The following is a 15,948-nucleotide window of genomic DNA, read 5'->3' on the forward strand; positions in this document are numbered from 1 at the left end:
CCTCCTTCATTCGACAGGAGGTTCGCCTGCCATCGCCCGCACCACCAGGCCCCTGAGGTACACCACCTGGCCGTGCTCGGGACAGACCTCCAGGACGGCGTCGCAGGTCTCAAGCGCCCTCTCATACCGCCCGAGGAGATAAAGAGACCAGGCCGCGTTCTTGCGGGCATCCAGGTCGGTAGGGTCGAGTTCGATAGCCCGTTCAAAATTTTCGACCGCTTCCTCGTGCCGTTCCATCAGGGCGAGGACGATCCCGCGCATGAACCAGACCGCCTGGTTCTCGGGTTCGATCTCCGCCGCCCGGTTATAGGCGTTGAGGGCGCTGTGCAGGTGGCCCACCGCCTTCAGGGAACGGCCGAGGACATACCAGGCGTAGGCATACTCTGGGTCGATCGCGACCGCCCGGCGGGTGCTCTCGGCCGCATCCCAGAACCGGTCCACATAGTACAGGGCCATTCCCCGCCGCAACCAGACCTCGGGGAGGTCGGGATCGACGGCAAGCGCCCGGTCGAAGCAGGCGATCCCCTCGTCGGTCCGGCCGATCGCGGTCAGGACCATGCCTTTCCGGTACAGGGCTGCGGTATGGGCCGGCTCTTCTTTCAGGGCGGCGTCATACCTCTCCAGCGCTCCGGCATAGTCGCCCTGTTCCATCCGGGCGTCTCCTTCAGCGACCAGCCGCGCCGCACTCTCAACCAGCTGCTGCATGGGGCCGGGATCGCCTCGTCCCCTGATAAAAGATGTGGTGAAACGGGGGTTTCATCATCTCCTGACCCCAACCCTGATGATCAATGGACCTCCCCACAGTCATCCTCATCGCGGTCGGTCTGGCCATGGACGCCACCGCAGTCTCGGTCGCGGGCGGCGTCTCGGTCAGGGAAGGACGGGCCAGAACCGCCCTCACCCTCGCCCTCGTCTTCGGCGGGTTCCAGACCGGGATGACTGTCCTCGGCTGGTATGCCGGATCGGCCCTCGCCGGGTTCATCGGCTGGATCGACCACTGGGTCGCCTTCTTCCTCCTCCTCTTCATCGGCGGGAAGATGATCTACGAGGGTCTGAGGGGGGAGGACGGCGAACCGGTCGCTTTCGAGAAGCCGCTCGTCCTCCTGACCCTGGGCGTCGCCACCTCCATCGACGCCCTTGCCGTCGGCCTCTCCTTCGCCGTCCTCGGGTCGGCCGTGCTGGTGCCGGCGGCGATCATCGGGATCGTCAGCGCTCTCCTCTCGCTCGTCGGGTTCTGGTTCGGTGGAGTCTTTGGCGGCAGACACCGGGAGTGGGCCGAGGTCGTCGGCGGGGCGGTGCTGCTCTTCATCGGGGTGCGGATCCTCTTCGAGCACCTCTTCATCTGACCGGCCTGACACGCCGGCGCATCTTCTCGAAATAGCGCTGGTGATACTCCTCGGCCCGCCAGAACCGACCGGCGGGCGCGATCTCGGTGACGACCGGCCGCCGAAATCTCCCCGACTTCTCAAGTTTTTCTTTCTCGGCAAGGGCCAGGGCCCGCTCCTCCTCGTCGGTGAAAAAGACCGCCGAACGGTACTGGGTCCCGACGTCGGGCCCCTGCCGGTCAGGCGTCGTGGGGTCGTGGAGCGTCCAGAAGCGACGGAGGAGGTCGGCATAGGTGACCTGCCCGGGATCGTAGACAACCTCCACCGTCTCGGCATGCCCGGTCTTCCCGGTGCAGACCTGCCCATAGGTGGGGTGATCGGCTGTCCCGCCCATATACCCGACCGCGGTATCGACGACGCCAGGCACCTCCCTGAACGCCTCCTCCACTCCCCAGAAACACCCGGCCGCAAAGTATGCCCGCTTCAGGCTCATGCCCCCTCCTCTGCGGGAAGAGTGATAGTCCTTATGGGAGGAGACGCCATCTCCCTCCATGCACGCGGTCTGGCCCGACGATCCCGGCGAGGCTCTGGCTCTCCAGGCACGCCTCCGCCGCCGGGTCGTCGCCAGAGGTGCGCCTACACCCGCGCTGGTGGCAGGACTCGACGCCGCGTATTCCCGCGACGGCGCGACCGTCTACGGCGCCGCCGTCCTCTTTTCCTTTCCCGGACTGGAAGACGTCGACGAGGCCTGGACCGCGTGCGAGGCGAGGTTCCCGTACGTCCCTGGTCTCTTCGCCTTCAGGGAGGGGCCGGCCCTCTGCGCCGCCCTCGAACGGTTGGACCGGACCCCCGACCTCATCCTCGTCCACGGCCACGGCACCGCCCACCCGCGCCGGTGCGGGATCGCCTCGCACCTCGGCGTTCTCCTCGGCATCCCCTCCATCGGAGTCGCCGACCGTCTCCTCGTCGGGAAGGCCGGAGAACCAGGGGCGGAGAGGGGTGCCGCCGCCCCGGTGTGTTTCGAGGGCGAGGCAGTGGGGTGGGCGGTGCGGACCAGGACCGGCGCCCGCCCGGTCTATGTCTCCCCCGGCCACCTCGTCGGCCACGCCGCCGCGGTCGACCTGGTCCTTGCCATGTCTGTGGGGTACCGGCGACCCGAACCCCTCAGGGCCGCCCACCGCTGCGCCTCCGTGGCCAGGGCGGGCATGACCAAGCGTTGATATCGGGGCAGATCGTAGTGAGAACTATGGAGGCCGGGGAGAAGAAGGAGGAGAAACGCACCGAGACCCTGAAGGTGACCGGGATGCACTGCGCCACCTGCGCCGTCACCGTCGAGAAGGCCCTTCAAGAGACGAAGGGAGTGAGCAGCGCATCGGTGAACCTCGGGGCCGAACAGGCCTCGGTGGAGTACGACCCCTCCCTGGTCTCGCCGGCCGAGATCGAGCAGGCAGTGGCCGGGGCCGGGTACGGCGTCGTCACCGGCAGGGCGACCCTCAAGGTCGGCGGGATGATGTGCGCCACCTGCGTGAAGACGGTCGAGGCGGCGCTGCAGGCCCTTCCCGGCGTCCACACCGCGATGGTGAACCTGGGGGCCGAACGGGCCTATGTCACCTACAACCCCTCGGTCGTCGGCGTCCCTGAGATGAGGGCGGCGATCGAGGGCGCGGGATACCAGTATCTCGGGACGGAGGGTGAGGAGACCGGCGAGATCGAACGCAAAGCGCGGGAGGCCGACCTCAAAGACCGACTCAGGCGGACCGTCGTCGGTGCCGTCGCCTCGGCGGCCCTGATGGCGCTGATGTTTATTGCACCGGCGCTCCCGGTGGCGATGCCCTACGTCCTCCTCATCGTCGCCACCCCGCCGTTTCTCTACCTCTCCTGGCCGATCTTCCTGGCGGCCTGGCGGGCCCTGAAGAACCGGACCCTGAACATGGACGTGATGTACTCGATGGGCATCGGCGTCGCCTTCGGCGCCTCGGTGCTGGGCACCTTCGGGATCGTGCTCACCACCGACTTCCTCTTCTACGAGACGGCGGTGATGCTCGCCACCTTCCTCACCCTGGGCCGGTACCTGGAGGCCAGGGCGAAGGGACGTACCGGCGAGGCGATCGCCGCCCTCGTCCGTCTCAGGCCGAAGACCGCCACGGTGCTCGTCGACGGTGAACGGGTGGAGCGGCCCATCGACGAGGTGAAGCCCGGAGATGTCGTGCTGGTCCTGCCGGGTGCACAGGTGCCGGTCGACGGCGAGGTGAGGCGGGGGGAGAGTTATGTGGACGAGTCGATGGTCACCGGCGAACCGGTCCCGGTCGGGAAAGGGCCGGGCGGCAGCGTCGTCGGTGGGACGGTCAACGGCGACGGCGTGCTGGAGGTGACGGCGACACGGGTCGGGAGAGACACCGTCCTGGCCCAGATCATCAGGCTCGTCGAGGAGGCGCAGGGGACGCGGCCGCCGGTCCAGCGGATCGCCGACACCGCGGTCACCTACTTTATCCCGACAGTCCTCGCCATCGCCGCGGCATCCTTCCTGATCTGGTACTTCGTCCTCGACGCCCCGCTCATCTTCGCCCTCTCCACGCTCATTGCCGTCCTGGTCGTCGCCTGCCCCTGCGCCCTCGGGCTTGCCACGCCGACGGCGATCACCGTCGGAGTCGGGCGCGGGGCCGAACTCGGGATCCTGATCAAGAGCGGCGAGGCACTGGAGGTGGCCGAGGGTCTGGACGTCGTCGCCTTCGACAAGACCGGCACCCTCACCAGGGGGACGCCGGCCGTGACCGACGTGGTGGGAGTCGGCGAGGACGAGGCCGGGGTGCTCGGCCTCGCCGCCGGCATCGAACAGAACTCCCAGCACCCGGTGGCCGCCGCGATCGTGCGCCGGGCAAAAGAAGAGGGGCTCGCTCTCCCGGAGAGCACGGGGTTTGAGACAGTCCGCGGCAAGGGGATCGTCGCCGCGGTCGGCGGACGGCGGGTGGCCCTTGGCAACCGCGCCCTCCTCGAAGACGAGGGAGTCGTGCTGGCGGGCCGGGCCGCGGAGGAGGGTGAACGCTATGAGGCGGAGGGCAAGACCGTCTCATACCTCGCGGCCGACGGTGAGGTCGTCGGGGTCGTCGCCGTCGCCGACACCCTCAAACCGACGGCGGCGAGGGCGGTCGAGGCGCTCAGGGAGATGGGGCTCTCGGCGGTGATGGTCACCGGCGACAACCCGCGCACGGCCAGGGCCATCGCCGACCAGGTCGGGATCGATCGGGTTCTGGCCGAGGTGCTCCCCGACGAGAAGGCGGCCGAGGTGCGGGCGCTCCAGGAGCGGGGCGGGCATGTCGCCTTTGTCGGCGACGGGATCAACGACGCCCCGGCCCTGGCCCAGGCCGACCTCGGGATCGCCATCGGCGGCGGGACCGACGTGGCCATCGAGAGCGGCGACGTGGTCCTGGTCAGGGACGACCTCACCGACGTCCCGGCCGCAGTGCAACTCGCACGAAAAACCATCGGCCGGGTGAAACTCAACCTCTTCTGGGCCTTCGCCTACAACGCCGCCCTCATCCCGGTGGCCGCCGGGGTGCTGTACCCCTCCTTCGGGATCGTCTTCAGGCCCGAGTTCGCGGGCCTCGCCATGGCCGCCAGTTCGGTCACGGTCGTCACCCTCTCGCTCCTCCTGAAAGGATATATACCCGAAGCAAAGAGGGAAGCCTGATGGAGATCGATCCGGTCTGCAAGATGAAAGTCGACCCGGCGACGGCGAGGCATATCACCGAGTACAGGGGAAAGACCTACTATTTCTGCGCCCCGGGGTGCAAGAAGGCGTTCGAAGCGGAGCCTGAGAAGTATCTGAAGGAGTGAAGGGAGGGGAGTCGCGGGAGCAACGCCTCCGGTGCGTATGGGAGGGAAGGCGCGATGATCAGACGTGCCGCCTACAATCGCAGAACCTTTCCCGTCGTCTCGTGCCGGGGGGTGTTGCCCCCCCCCAGAACCCTCCACGAAGAAGATAGGAACAGGGCGACGATTGAGTGATCCCCCTGTCGCGAGGATAGGTATCCGCCCACACGGTGAAGCGCTGCTCAGAACAATATTCAACCGCGTATGCTTGAGCCCGGGGTTCATGCCTGACTCTGTCCAATTTTCGGCTTTGTAGAATCGGGCATGAACCCTGGGCTCAAGCATACGGGATGAAAATTTTCTGAGCTGCGCTACGGCGTGTGGGCGGGATCCCAATCCTCGCGACAGGATCTTTGGAAGATCTAGTTTCATCGCCGCCCCGGTTATCCTCGTCGTGGGGGGCCGGGGGCAGAGCCCCCGGCGCGAGATTGCGGGAAAGATTTGACGATTACGGGCGGCCGATCCATCAGAGAGATTTTCTATCCTCTGCGTATCGGCTTCAACGGGATATGGCAAGTTCAAACTCTCATGCAAACCTGAAGAGAGGATCGTCTGGATCATTTTCATGGTAAATCGTCTTGATGGTTCTCTTCGACGGGGGGCGTGCCGCCCCCCGAACCCCCCGCGCGAGCGATAGGCGGTGGACTGTAACCCCCCTTTCAGGGTCATTGCTCCGCCTTCCGCCCCAATCTTCATCCAGGGGGTCCGGGGGTCTTCCCCGGCGTGAACAGGAGGGAAGGCGATGGATGAAGGTCACAGGGGGGTTGAGGTGATGAAAAGAGGATAGTTTCTACAGAGCCCAATTTTCCTCTATTCGCATCCGAATACAGACGAACCGATCTCTCCACCGGGGCCGAGCCCGTCCCGACGGAAAAACGCCCATACCGGCCCCCATCCCGGGATCAGAAGGCTTGATCCGGGCTCACATTGCAGAGATCGAGCATCCCGATAAATCAACGCCAGTTCAGAAAACGCGGCCATTATCATAGATCTGTCCCGCCCCCTGAGGGTCAATATGAGCACGGAGGATATTCTCCCCCATGAACTCCGGGTACGGCTGCATATTGCCGTTGAGAGTGCACGGAAATCGCCGCGATTGGGGATGGGCCGGGGTGTCAGGATAAAGCCGGAAATGAGAGTTCAGCATACACGATGAAGTACCATTTATGCACGGCTTCGCCCCTGGACCGGCATCAAAAACCAAACGCCCTTCGAGTCCGCTCCGGCGTATCGGATAGACCCGACTCCGGTCACTCTCTTTCCGCATCGGCAGGCCGGAAATACGAGGCTCCAATCGGAACCGACACATTATATAAATTGAAAGAATGAATCATCCCCCATTCACGACTCCAAGAGGCAAAAACGATAGATTCACTCGCCTGGTGGCAGAGCATGATGATTAAGCCACCCGATCAGCAGGATGAAAACAAATCTTGACCGAAAAACAGAGAAAATACATCTCGCCAGATAATATCACGAAATCTCTGATATATTCTGCAAAGAAATATACTTTTAAGTAGGGGGGGGTCTCAAATAGAGACACAATTGATTTTACGGGTGAGCGACGGATTGACCAGAACATTTGTGCCAAAGAGGGTGTTTTTCACCTGCGGCGTGGGACGGGACTCCGAGTATCTCGGATCCTTTGAGATGGCGTTGCGAGCAGCAAAGATCGAGTGTTACAATCTGGTGACCGTGAGTTCGATCCTGCCGCCCAAGTGCCGGATCATCCCGCGCCGCGACGGCCTCGCCGACCTCGAGCCGGGAAGCATCGTCTTCACCGTCATGTCGCGGATCGCCTCCAACGAACCGCACCGGCGGATCTCGGCCTCTATCGGCGTTGCCATCCCTGAAGACATGGAAAATCAGTGGGGATACTTCGCCGAGCACCACGCCTTCGGCGACGGGAAAGAGAAGACCGGAGAGTATGCCGAACGCCTTGCATACAATATGTATAACAGCATCACCGACAAGATCCCGGAAAAAACCCTTAATATCACCGAGAGTGCAGTCGTAGATGAAGAAGGCACCTGGACCACCGTACTCGCGGCCACCGTCTTCCTCATGGAGTAGAGATGACATCACGCACACGCGCACACCACACCATCTGTCCGTACTGCAACGAGGAGGTCTACCTTGAGGAATTGATCGGCGGAAAGTGCCCGCTCTGCGGTTCTCCCCTCGAGGACCTCGAGGACGAGTGCCTCGAAATGGACGACGCGCTCGAACGCTCCGACCTCTCCTGGCTCATCGGCCACTACTTCCTCTTCAAGAAACTCGACGAACTCGGGGCCAACCCCCTCCAGGCCATGCAGATCATCGAGAAATTCGAGGAGAAGCGAGAGGACGGGAACGCCGGCGACAACGCCGCCGACAACGCCGCCTTCGAGATCGAACTGCCCTATACTCGTCGGGAGCGCCTCCTCCCCCGGCACTGCGCAGACTGCGGCCGCCTCTTCTTTAAGGGCGGGAAAAAGATCTTTGCCGGCGACACGAACAAACCCGGATATTCCGTCTTCTTCCGGTGCCCCACCTGTTCTCAGTGAAGATATTCCGGAAGAGTCCGGGAGACGGACCTCTGCCTGGATCATATTCCTTTTTTTCGGCGGCGTAGAATTGCTCATGAGGCGAAGGCACGCCTCACGCATACGGGATGAAAATATCATATCAGAACTGGATCGATTCCTGACCCACATCCTTCCGAACGAGGAGCGAATCGAAGTCGAGCATCATGCCGCCCCTCGGCCATCTTCGTTGTGGGGGGTCCGGGGGGTGCAACCCCCCCGGCGCGAGATGGCAGGGAAATCTCGACGATGGGGGCGGCAGATCCATCAGAGGAAATTTCTATCCTCTGCGTATCGGCTTCAACGTGATATGGAGAGTTCAAACGCTCATGCAAACCTGAAGAGAGGATCGTCAGGATCATTTTCATAGTAAGTGAGCATGAACCCCGGGTTCAAGCATACGCGATGAAAATGTCTCGTCGCTTGCTCTCTCTCTTTTCAAGACTGAAGAATCGGTGGAGACCTCAATCCATCGCCGCACCCACCCCATCCCCTCGCGAGACGGCAGGAACGATCGTGCGATAGGGGGCGGCACATCGGATCATCATGCTTTCCCAAACACTCGCACCGTGGGCGCCGCCAGGGTGAGTACAGGAGGGGGTCGGCCAACCCCCTCAAAACAGAGAGATCTGAGACGATCTCAGTACGTCCGTGCGATCACGGTCGAGGTTCCCTGCCGACCGCAGACCGCACACGGACCCTCGGATATTGTGATATGCTCGCTGCGCACCTCGGTCCCGAGGACGCTCCCGTTGGTCGCTTTTTCCAGTTCTTCGGCGCAGGCCTCGTCGCCGCACCAGTGGACGACCGCGATCCCGGTCTTGACCGCCTCGGCCGCTTCCTCGACACTCCCGGCCTCGGTGATGTGCGAGGTGAGGAACTCCTCGGCGTTCGTGCGCAGACGGGCCGCATAGGCGCCCAGGATCTCGGGGACCGCGGTGACGACCTCGTCACGCTGCACCGTCGTCTTCTCGCCATCCCTCGTGACGGCGACGACCGTGCCGGCGTCCAGGTCGCGCGGCCCGACCTCGACCCGCAGGGGCACGCCGTGCATCTCCCAGTGATAGTACTTCGCGCCCGGCCGCATGTCCCTGGTATCGATCTTCACCCTCAGGCCCGAATCCTGGAGTTCGGCCTTCAGCACCTCGGCCGCCGCCAGCACCTCGTCGGCGCGCTTCTTCATGATGATCGGGATGACGACCACCTGGACCGGGGCCACCTTCGGCGGGAGGACAAGACCCTTGTCGTCGCCGTGGACCCCGATCGTCGCCGCAATGCACCGCTCCGAGATCCCGTAGCAGGTCTGGTGGACATACTGCTGCTGCCCCTCGGCGTCCTCGTAGGTGATCTCGAAGGTCTTCGAGAAGTGGTCGCCGAGGTGGTGGACCGTTCCCACCTGAAGCGTCCGGCCGTCGGGCATCAGGGCGTCGACGGCCATCGTGTAGTCGGCGCCCGGGAACTTGTCCCAGTCGGGCCGGCGGGAGATGGTGATCGGGATGCAGAGGTCGTCGTAGAACCTGGTGTACAGCGAGAGGGCGATCTCCACCTGCGCGGCCGCATCGTCCCAGGTGGCATGGGCGGTGTGGGCCTCCTTGAACGAGGTGATCTCCCTGAGACGGATGAGCGGTCTCGTGTGCTTCGTCTCGTACCGGAAGGTGTTGACGATCTGGTAGACCTTGAGCGGGAGGTCGGCGTGCGACCTCACCCAGAGGGCGAACATCGGATAGATGGAGGTCTCGCTCGTCGGCCGGAGGGCCAGAGGGATGTCGAGTTCGGAGAGACCGCCGTGAGTGACCCAGTAGACCTCGTCCTCGAACCCCTTGATGTGCTCGGCCTCTTTCATGAACTCGGTCTTTGGAATGAGAAGCGGGAAGAGCGTCTCCTCATGATCGGAGTTGTCGAGGAGGTCGCGGAGGATGGCATAGGTCTGCCGCCGCAGCCCGAACCCGAAGGGATACCAGACATACAGCCCCTTGACCGGGTAGCGGACGTCCATGATCTCAGCCCGCCAGAGCACGTCATTGTACCATGCCGAAAAGTCAGATTTTGATGGGAGTGAACCGCTCTCTTCTTCCATTGGGGTACCTCAAATCACCATATGTAGGAGTGCGGGCGTAATAAATGCCTCTATAACGGCCGCCACGACGAGAAGAGGGACGACAATACGGAGGAATTGCCCGCCCATCCTGGTGGCCTCGGCCACGGCGTCGCCCCGGCCCGTCAGTTCGGCCACCAGCGCCCTGGCCAGGGCAAGACCGAGGGCGCCCGAGATGAAGATGGCCGGAAGCTCGAAGATCCCGTGAGGGACGATCCCGACTGCCAGGCCGAGCGGGCCGAGGGTATCGACGACCTCGTTGACGAAGATGCCGACGACCAGACCGTTGGAGAAGAGGATGAAGAAGGTGAGCAGCCCGAAGGTCGCCCCTCCCAGGAAGAGGATCGCACAGGCCTGGAGGTTGTTGAGGAAGATCTTCGCCGCAAGCATGAGGGGCGCGTCGTCGGCGACCTGGGCGAAGACACCTTCTTTGACGGTATCCATGAGCGTCTGTGCCGCGGGGTCGCCCGAGGCCGCGAGGGCGTAGCCCGCCCCGCCGCCACCGAAAAAGAGGAGGAGGGCGACGGCCAGCGGGAGAAGAAGTGCGTCTCTAGACATAGAGCACCATACGCATCAGGTCCCTGATCCCGGGCGCCATCCCGACGACGATCATCGCGAGCAGGACCAGGTGCCAGAAGGCAGGACTCCCCTCCTTCCGGTAGAGTTCAAGGATGTAGATCGCCGGGACGATCACCACCAGTTTCAGGAGGAACATCGAGAAGGCCGTGCCGGTCAGGCCGATGAGATGGGAACCGACGACATGCTGCTCCACATAATGGAGTGGATGGAGGTCGATCCCGAAACTCGTGGCGCTTGCGTCGAGCATGTGCCCGAAGATGAGGAGCGTGTACAGGGGTTCGGCGACATACTCCCAGCCGGCGAGATACCGAAGGGCGCCCCAGACGATGGCCGTCGTGACCACCGCCATCGCCGGGATGACGAAGAGGACGAAGAGGTCGATCTGGGTGTGCGTCGCCCCCCAGTACATCAGGAGAAGGAAGGACGCCACCGAGAGGACGATCCCGGTCCAGGCATAGGGCCGGGCATAGTCGGAGACCACGCCTCTGAGTTCGAGGAGACGGGAGACAAAGAGGGCCCCGGCGGTGATGAAGAAGATCACGAAGAAGATGAGCGGGGTGATCAGCAGGAACCTGACGTCTGAGGTGATCATCCCGGTGTCCTCGACCACCCGCAGGAGTCCGCCGAGCACGACGTACGGGATGGTGGAGAGGACGAACTTCCGGTCCACCGAAATTCCGAACCGCTGGAGGCCCCGGTAGACGAGATAGACCGCGATGATCAGGATTATCGCATACGTAAGCGTATCGACGACCGTGTACGCCTGACCGTACCTGATCGGATCGATGTAATATTTGTAGATGAAGTCCCTAATCATCTGTGATCTCAATGGGCGGAGAGGGTATTAAAGTACTCAGGGAGAAGGTCTTTGACAAGTCCAAGTGGATGCAGCTCCCGCGTGACGTGCTCATCGGGCATAACATGCTTGATGAACTCCCCTCGGTCTGCCAGGACCTGGGCCTCGGCAGACATGCCCTGCTTATCACCGGTGAGCGGACGAGGGCGATCGCGGGCGACCGGATCGCCTCCCTCCTGGAAGATCGGTGCGAGGTGACCACCTTTATCGTCCGCGCCGGTTCTCTCGACGAGATCGCGGTCGCCGAAGAGGTGGGGGCCGGGGCCGACTTCGTCATCGGCGCCGGGGGCGGCCGAGTCATCGACACCGCCAAGATCGTCTCGTACAACCTCGACCGCCAGTTCGTCTCGGTCCCGACCGCGGGGGCCCACGACGGGATCGCCTCGGCGAGGGCCTCGATCCCGACCCCTGAAGGGAGCGTCTCGCTCGATGCCCACCCGCCGATCGCCGTCGTCGCCGACACCGCGATCGTCGCCGCCGCTCCGCCCCGTCTCCTGGCCGCGGGGTGTGCCGACATCATCTCCAACTACACCGCGATCCTGGACTGGGAACTCGCCCACCGCCTCAGGGGCGACGCCGTCTCGGAATACGCGATGGCCCTCTCGAAGATGACCGCCGAGATCGTCGTGAAGAACACCGGGGTGATCAGCGCCCGGACCGAAGAGAGCGCCTGGATCGTGATGAAGGCCCTCGTCTCTTCGGGGGTGGCGATGTCCATCGCCGGGTCCTCCAGGCCAGCGAGCGGGGGGGAACACAAGTTCTCCCACGCCCTCGACCGCCTCGCCCCAGGGAAGGCGCTCCACGGCGAACAGTGCGGGGTCGGGGCGATCATGACGATGTACCTCCACGGCGGGGACTGGCGGTGGATCCGGGACTCGCTCAAGAGGATCGGGGCGCCGACGACCCCGGCAGAACTGGGGATCGACGACGAGACCGCGGTCGAAGCCCTTCTGGAGGCCCGGACCATCAGGCCGGAGCGGTTTACGATCCTGGACATGGGCCTCTCCAGGGAGAGTGCCAGGCGGCTTGTCAGGATGCTGTATGAGAAGGAGTGAGGAGTCATGGCCAAACCAAAAACAAAAGTAACCCTGCTCGGGACGTGCCTCGCGGAGATCGGGCTCGAGTTCGTATACGAGGGCGAGGCGACCGGGTGCAGGAACTGCAAGCTCTGGAAGGTCTGCCACAACCTCCAGCCAGGGAAAAAGTATCAGGTCGTCGCGGTCAGGCCGAAGACCAGGCAGGAGTGTGCCGTCCACAAGGACGGAGTCTGTGCGGTCGAGGTGATCGAGGCCCCGGTCACCACCCTCATCCCGGCCGACCGGGCCATCCTCAACTCCAGTCTTCACTTTGAGTCCGCCTGCACCAGGACCGGGTGCCGGAGCCATCATCTCTGCCACCCCGACGGGATCATCGAGGGCGAGAAATATATCGTCGCGAAGGTGCTGGGCAGCGGCCCCGACGTCTGCGAGAAGGGGCGCATCCTCAAACTCGTCGAACTGCGGCCTGTGGGGGCCTGACCACAGAAGTTTCAGATCCTTTTAGAAAACCTCACTTTTTGACCCTGAAGATATTCTCTTGATGGTTCTCTCTGGCGGGGGACGGCGAGAGCGCGTGATCCAACAGAATAATGATCGAACCACTCCTGTCCTGGTTCAATCTTCGGGATCGCGACGGCGGGGAGGTTTGGTGATCGCGTGCCGTCACCGATCACTGAATAATATTTTCTGTCATTTCGCGAGAAGATGGGGCGAGGGACAGCACGCGGTGGTGTCCTCCTCAGAAAAATGATCGGCTCGCTCCCGTCTCACTCCTATCTTCGGAGTCACGACGACAGTACAGCGTCATGATCAGCACATGCCGTCCCCCTCATCACCGGATCTGTCCTGCCTTTTCGCGAGAAGATTGGGCGGGGGACGGCGACAGAGATCAACCTCCTCCCGTCCGGTTCTATCTTCGGGGTCATGAAACCGGGACAGCGTTGTGATCAAAATGTGCCGTCCCCGATTACTGAATTTGTTCTGGTATTTCGCGAGAAGATCGAACGGGGGACGGCACCACGCGTGATCCTACCGAACGATGATCGGCCCGCTCCCGTCTCACTCCTATCTTCGGGGTCACGACGACGGTACAGCGTCATGATCAGCACATGCCGTCCCCCTCTTCACCGGATCCGTCCTGCCTTTTCGCGAGAAGATTGGGCGGGGGACGGCACCACGCGTGTTCCCGATGAATAATGATCGGCCAGTTCCCGTCTCACTCCTATCTTCGGGGTCACGACGACGGTACAGCGTCACGATCAGCACATGCCGTCCCCCTCTTCACCGGATCTGTCCTGCCTTTTCGTGAGAAGATAGGGCGGGGGACGGCTCCACGCGTGTTCCCAATGAATGATGATCGGCCTGCTCCCGTCTCACTCCTATCTTCGGGGTCACGACGACAGGGCAGTGTGATGTTCAGACCATGCCGTCCCCCTCTTCACCGGATCCGTCCTGCCTTTTCGCGAGAAGATTGGGCTGGGGACGGCACGGGGTGGCGTGGTCCTCAGGATAATGATCGGCCCGCTCCTGTCCGGGTTCTATCTTCGGGGCCATGACGACGAGAAAGGTACGATGATCCAAACATGCCGTCCCCCTCTTCACCGGATCTGTCCTGCCTTTTCGCGAGAAGATTGGGCGGGGGACGGCTCACGCGTGTTCCCGATAAATGGGCTCTGTAGAAAACATCCTCTTTTCATCACCACAACCCCCCTGTGAACTGAATCTATCGCCTTCCCTCATGCTTATGCCGGGGGCTCCGCCCCCGGACCCCCGGGATGAAGATTGGGGTGGAAGGCGGAGCAATGAATATGAAAGGGGGGTTGCAGTCCCCCGCCTATCGCTCGCGCGGGGGGTTCGGGGGGCGGCAAGCCCCCCGTCGAAGAGAACCATCAAGATGATTTACCATGAAAATGATCCAGAATATCCTCTCTTCATGTTTGCATGAGAGTCTGAACTCTTTATATCACGTTGAAGCCGATACGCAGAGGATAGAAAATTCCTCTGATGGATCGGCCGCCCCCATCGTCGAGATTTCCCTGCCATCTCGCACCGGGGGAAACCCCCGGACCCCCCACGACGAAGATAGCCAAGGGGCGGTGATGGAACGAAGTCTCCACCAGTTCTCCTGTCTTGATAAGAGAGAGAGCACGTGACGAGAAATGTTCATCCCGTATGCTTGAGCCCGAGGCTCATGCCCGATTCTACAAAGCCGATGAATGATGATCGGCCCGCTCCCGTCTCACTCCTATCCTCGGGGTCAGGAATACAGGACGGCGTGATGATCAGAACATGGCGCCGCCCCTCATCACCGGATCTGTTCTGCTATCTCGCGAGAAGATCGGTCTGGGGCGGCATGGAGTGGTTTTCCTGCCCGCTGCCAGATCTACGGAGCGTATCACCCCCTCATCCTCTGGCCGCAGCGCAGAGCCTCCTCGAGAGGGCGAGGAGTTCGCCGGTGTGACGGAGCCCAACGAGCCACCGGTGCGGGATGAACGGGAAACCATAGCAGGCCCCGGCAAGCGCCCCGGCGATCGCCCCCACGGTGTCGGCGTCGCCCCCCAGGTTCACCGCCCGCACCACCGTCTTTTCAAACCCGTCCGAGCCCATGAAGACGGCCACGGCGGCGTGGGTGGCGAGGACGGCATCGAGCGACGGTTCGAGCGGCCACCGGTGGAACTCACCCAGGCGTTCGGCGACCTCGGGGTCCCGGCACCGGTCGAGGGCGTGGGTGAAGGCCCGCACCTTCGGGACGCCCCGGCACATCTCAGAGACCATCTGGTTCACGAAGGCCGAACACTCGCCGGCGACCGGGTCATAGTGGGTGAGCGCAGAGCACGCAAGGCTCACCTCACGCACCGCGCGCGGCGGATAATAGACGCCGAGGGGCGGGGCACGCATCACACTGCCGTTTGTCCTGCTCCCTCTGTTCCGGAGGTGTGCGACGGCCGCAGCCTCTTCGGGAGCGCACCCCTCCCCGACCAGGGTGAAGACCGTCCCGGAGGTGGGCCCGTAAAATTCGGGAGCCTCCTCGAAGGCCCTGATCAGCCTCTCCATGAAGTCCTCGGGCGAGAATCCGCGGCACGATATGAGCGATTCGGCAAGTCCGATGGCCTGGAGCGTGTCGTCGGTGAACTCGCCACTCCGAATATCGTGAATCCCGCCGCCAAGCATCCTGGTAACACGGTTTTCCGGCGGAGGCAGCCCTTCGAGGGGCGCACCCAACGCGTCGCCTACAGCAAGTCCTACGAGGCACCCGGCCGCTCTCGTGAAGTCCAATATAAAGATCACCAATAAACTATATCAATCGGAGAAAAAATGTAATTTTTGAAGTTAGGTGATCGTGTGCAGAAAGAAGAGTTGCTCCACTTACACATGCTCTTGATGCATATCAAGAAGTACTATGAAACTACTACCGGAGAGGAGGTCTACACCCCCGACTACGATGTCCTCGGCGTCTCCCCCGCCCACATCCACAAGAACAATATCTCCCACAAGAAGGCGATCCTCGCCCTCGGCGAGGACCTGGTCCACCAGCTGCGTAGCGCCACTCCCCACGCCCAGCAGGTGGAAGGGATCCACAAGGCAACCCATAATGAAGGCGTAGCACAAGAACATTAAGACG

Annotated in this window: 15 protein-coding genes; 9 read left to right on the forward strand and 6 right to left on the reverse strand. The window is 62.8% G+C overall.

What is annotated here, in order from left to right; genetic code table 11:
• Nucleotides 1-6: 6 nt before the first annotated feature.
• Complete coding sequence (locus E2N92_RS04740; RefSeq protein ID WP_220682543.1) at nucleotides 7-705, reverse strand: tetratricopeptide repeat protein; 699 nt, start codon at nucleotides 703-705, stop codon at nucleotides 7-9.
• An 83-nt stretch (nucleotides 706-788) separates the two neighbouring features.
• Here E2N92_RS04740 and E2N92_RS04745 point away from each other — a divergent pair, with 83 nt between their 5' ends.
• A complete protein-coding gene (locus E2N92_RS04745) occupies nucleotides 789-1,346 on the forward strand; it encodes a manganese efflux pump MntP (RefSeq protein WP_220682544.1) in 558 nt (185 codons plus the stop codon).
• Here the strand turns inward: E2N92_RS04745 and msrA are convergent.
• Entirely contained in the window at nucleotides 1,339-1,818 is a 480-nt protein-coding gene (gene msrA, locus E2N92_RS04750) for a peptide-methionine (S)-S-oxide reductase MsrA (protein WP_220682545.1), read from the reverse strand. The two genes, E2N92_RS04745 and msrA, sit on opposite strands and share 8 nt — an antisense overlap.
• 58 nt (nucleotides 1,819-1,876) lie before the next feature.
• Between msrA and E2N92_RS04755 the strand changes: the two genes are divergently transcribed.
• The 5 genes from E2N92_RS04755 (at nucleotide 1,877) to E2N92_RS04775 (ending at nucleotide 7,741) form a co-directional block, all read left to right on the forward strand.
• Nucleotides 1,877-2,545, forward strand: coding sequence for an endonuclease V (locus E2N92_RS04755; RefSeq protein WP_220682546.1), 669 nt, complete (start codon nucleotides 1,877-1,879; stop codon nucleotides 2,543-2,545).
• Between the two features lie 26 nt (nucleotides 2,546-2,571).
• Nucleotides 2,572-5,013, forward strand: coding sequence for a heavy metal translocating P-type ATPase (locus tag E2N92_RS04760; RefSeq protein ID WP_220682547.1), 2,442 nt, complete (start codon nucleotides 2,572-2,574; stop codon nucleotides 5,011-5,013).
• A complete protein-coding gene (locus E2N92_RS04765; protein WP_220682548.1) occupies nucleotides 5,013-5,159 on the forward strand; it encodes a YHS domain-containing protein in 147 nt (48 codons plus the stop codon). The genes E2N92_RS04760 and E2N92_RS04765 overlap by 1 nt, the downstream gene beginning before the upstream one ends.
• A gap of 1,620 nt (nucleotides 5,160-6,779) precedes the next feature.
• The gene (locus E2N92_RS04770; RefSeq protein WP_246589319.1) at nucleotides 6,780-7,268 is read left to right on the forward strand and encodes a pyruvoyl-dependent arginine decarboxylase; all 489 of its coding nucleotides are present in this window, start codon (nucleotides 6,780-6,782) and stop codon (nucleotides 7,266-7,268) included.
• 2 nt (nucleotides 7,269-7,270) lie between these two features.
• Nucleotides 7,271-7,741 carry a hypothetical protein gene (locus E2N92_RS04775; protein ID WP_220682550.1) on the forward strand — a complete coding sequence of 157 codons (471 nt, stop codon included), beginning with the start codon at nucleotides 7,271-7,273 and terminating at the stop codon, nucleotides 7,739-7,741.
• A 658-nt stretch (nucleotides 7,742-8,399) separates the two neighbouring features.
• Here E2N92_RS04775 and proS read toward each other — a convergent pair.
• Genes proS through E2N92_RS04790 form a run of 3 tightly spaced genes read right to left on the reverse strand, consistent with a single transcriptional unit; the run spans nucleotide 8,400 to nucleotide 11,250 of the window.
• Nucleotides 8,400-9,836 (reverse strand): proline--tRNA ligase, encoded by a 1,437-nt coding sequence (gene proS / locus E2N92_RS04780; RefSeq protein ID WP_220682551.1) that lies wholly within the window; start codon nucleotides 9,834-9,836, stop codon nucleotides 8,400-8,402.
• Nucleotides 9,837-9,845: 9 nt separating this feature from the next.
• Nucleotides 9,846-10,412 carry a stage II sporulation protein M gene (locus E2N92_RS04785; RefSeq protein WP_220682552.1) on the reverse strand — a complete coding sequence of 189 codons (567 nt, stop codon included), beginning with the start codon at nucleotides 10,410-10,412 and terminating at the stop codon, nucleotides 9,846-9,848.
• Nucleotides 10,405-11,250, reverse strand: a complete 846-nt coding sequence (locus E2N92_RS04790) for a DUF63 family protein (RefSeq protein WP_220682553.1) — start codon at nucleotides 11,248-11,250, stop codon at nucleotides 10,405-10,407. Before E2N92_RS04790 ends, E2N92_RS04785 begins: the two co-directional genes overlap by 8 nt.
• Nucleotides 11,251-11,261: 11 nt before the next feature.
• Between E2N92_RS04790 and E2N92_RS04795 the strand changes: the two genes are divergently transcribed.
• Both E2N92_RS04795 and E2N92_RS04800 read left to right on the forward strand, forming a co-directional pair.
• Entirely contained in the window at nucleotides 11,262-12,344 is a 1,083-nt protein-coding gene (locus E2N92_RS04795) for an NAD(P)-dependent glycerol-1-phosphate dehydrogenase (protein WP_220682554.1), read from the forward strand.
• A 6-nt stretch (nucleotides 12,345-12,350) separates the two neighbouring features.
• Nucleotides 12,351-12,806, forward strand: a complete 456-nt coding sequence (locus E2N92_RS04800; RefSeq protein ID WP_220682555.1) for a UPF0179 family protein — start codon at nucleotides 12,351-12,353, stop codon at nucleotides 12,804-12,806.
• 1,923 nt (nucleotides 12,807-14,729) lie between these two features.
• Here E2N92_RS04800 and E2N92_RS04805 read toward each other — a convergent pair.
• On the reverse strand, nucleotides 14,730-15,602 hold the full coding sequence (locus tag E2N92_RS04805) for an ADP-ribosylglycohydrolase family protein (RefSeq protein WP_246589320.1): 873 nt from the start codon (nucleotides 15,600-15,602) through the stop codon (nucleotides 14,730-14,732).
• Between the two features lie 81 nt (nucleotides 15,603-15,683).
• On the opposite strand from E2N92_RS04805, the gene E2N92_RS04810 reads away from it, so the two are divergent.
• Nucleotides 15,684-15,944, forward strand: a complete 261-nt coding sequence (locus E2N92_RS04810; RefSeq protein ID WP_246589321.1) for a UPF0058 family protein — start codon at nucleotides 15,684-15,686, stop codon at nucleotides 15,942-15,944.
• Nucleotides 15,945-15,948 lie beyond the last annotated feature (4 nt).

The sequence above is a fragment of the Methanofollis formosanus genome (assembly GCF_019633745.1).
In the GTDB taxonomy this organism is placed as follows: domain Archaea; phylum Halobacteriota; class Methanomicrobia; order Methanomicrobiales; family Methanofollaceae; genus Methanofollis; species Methanofollis formosanus.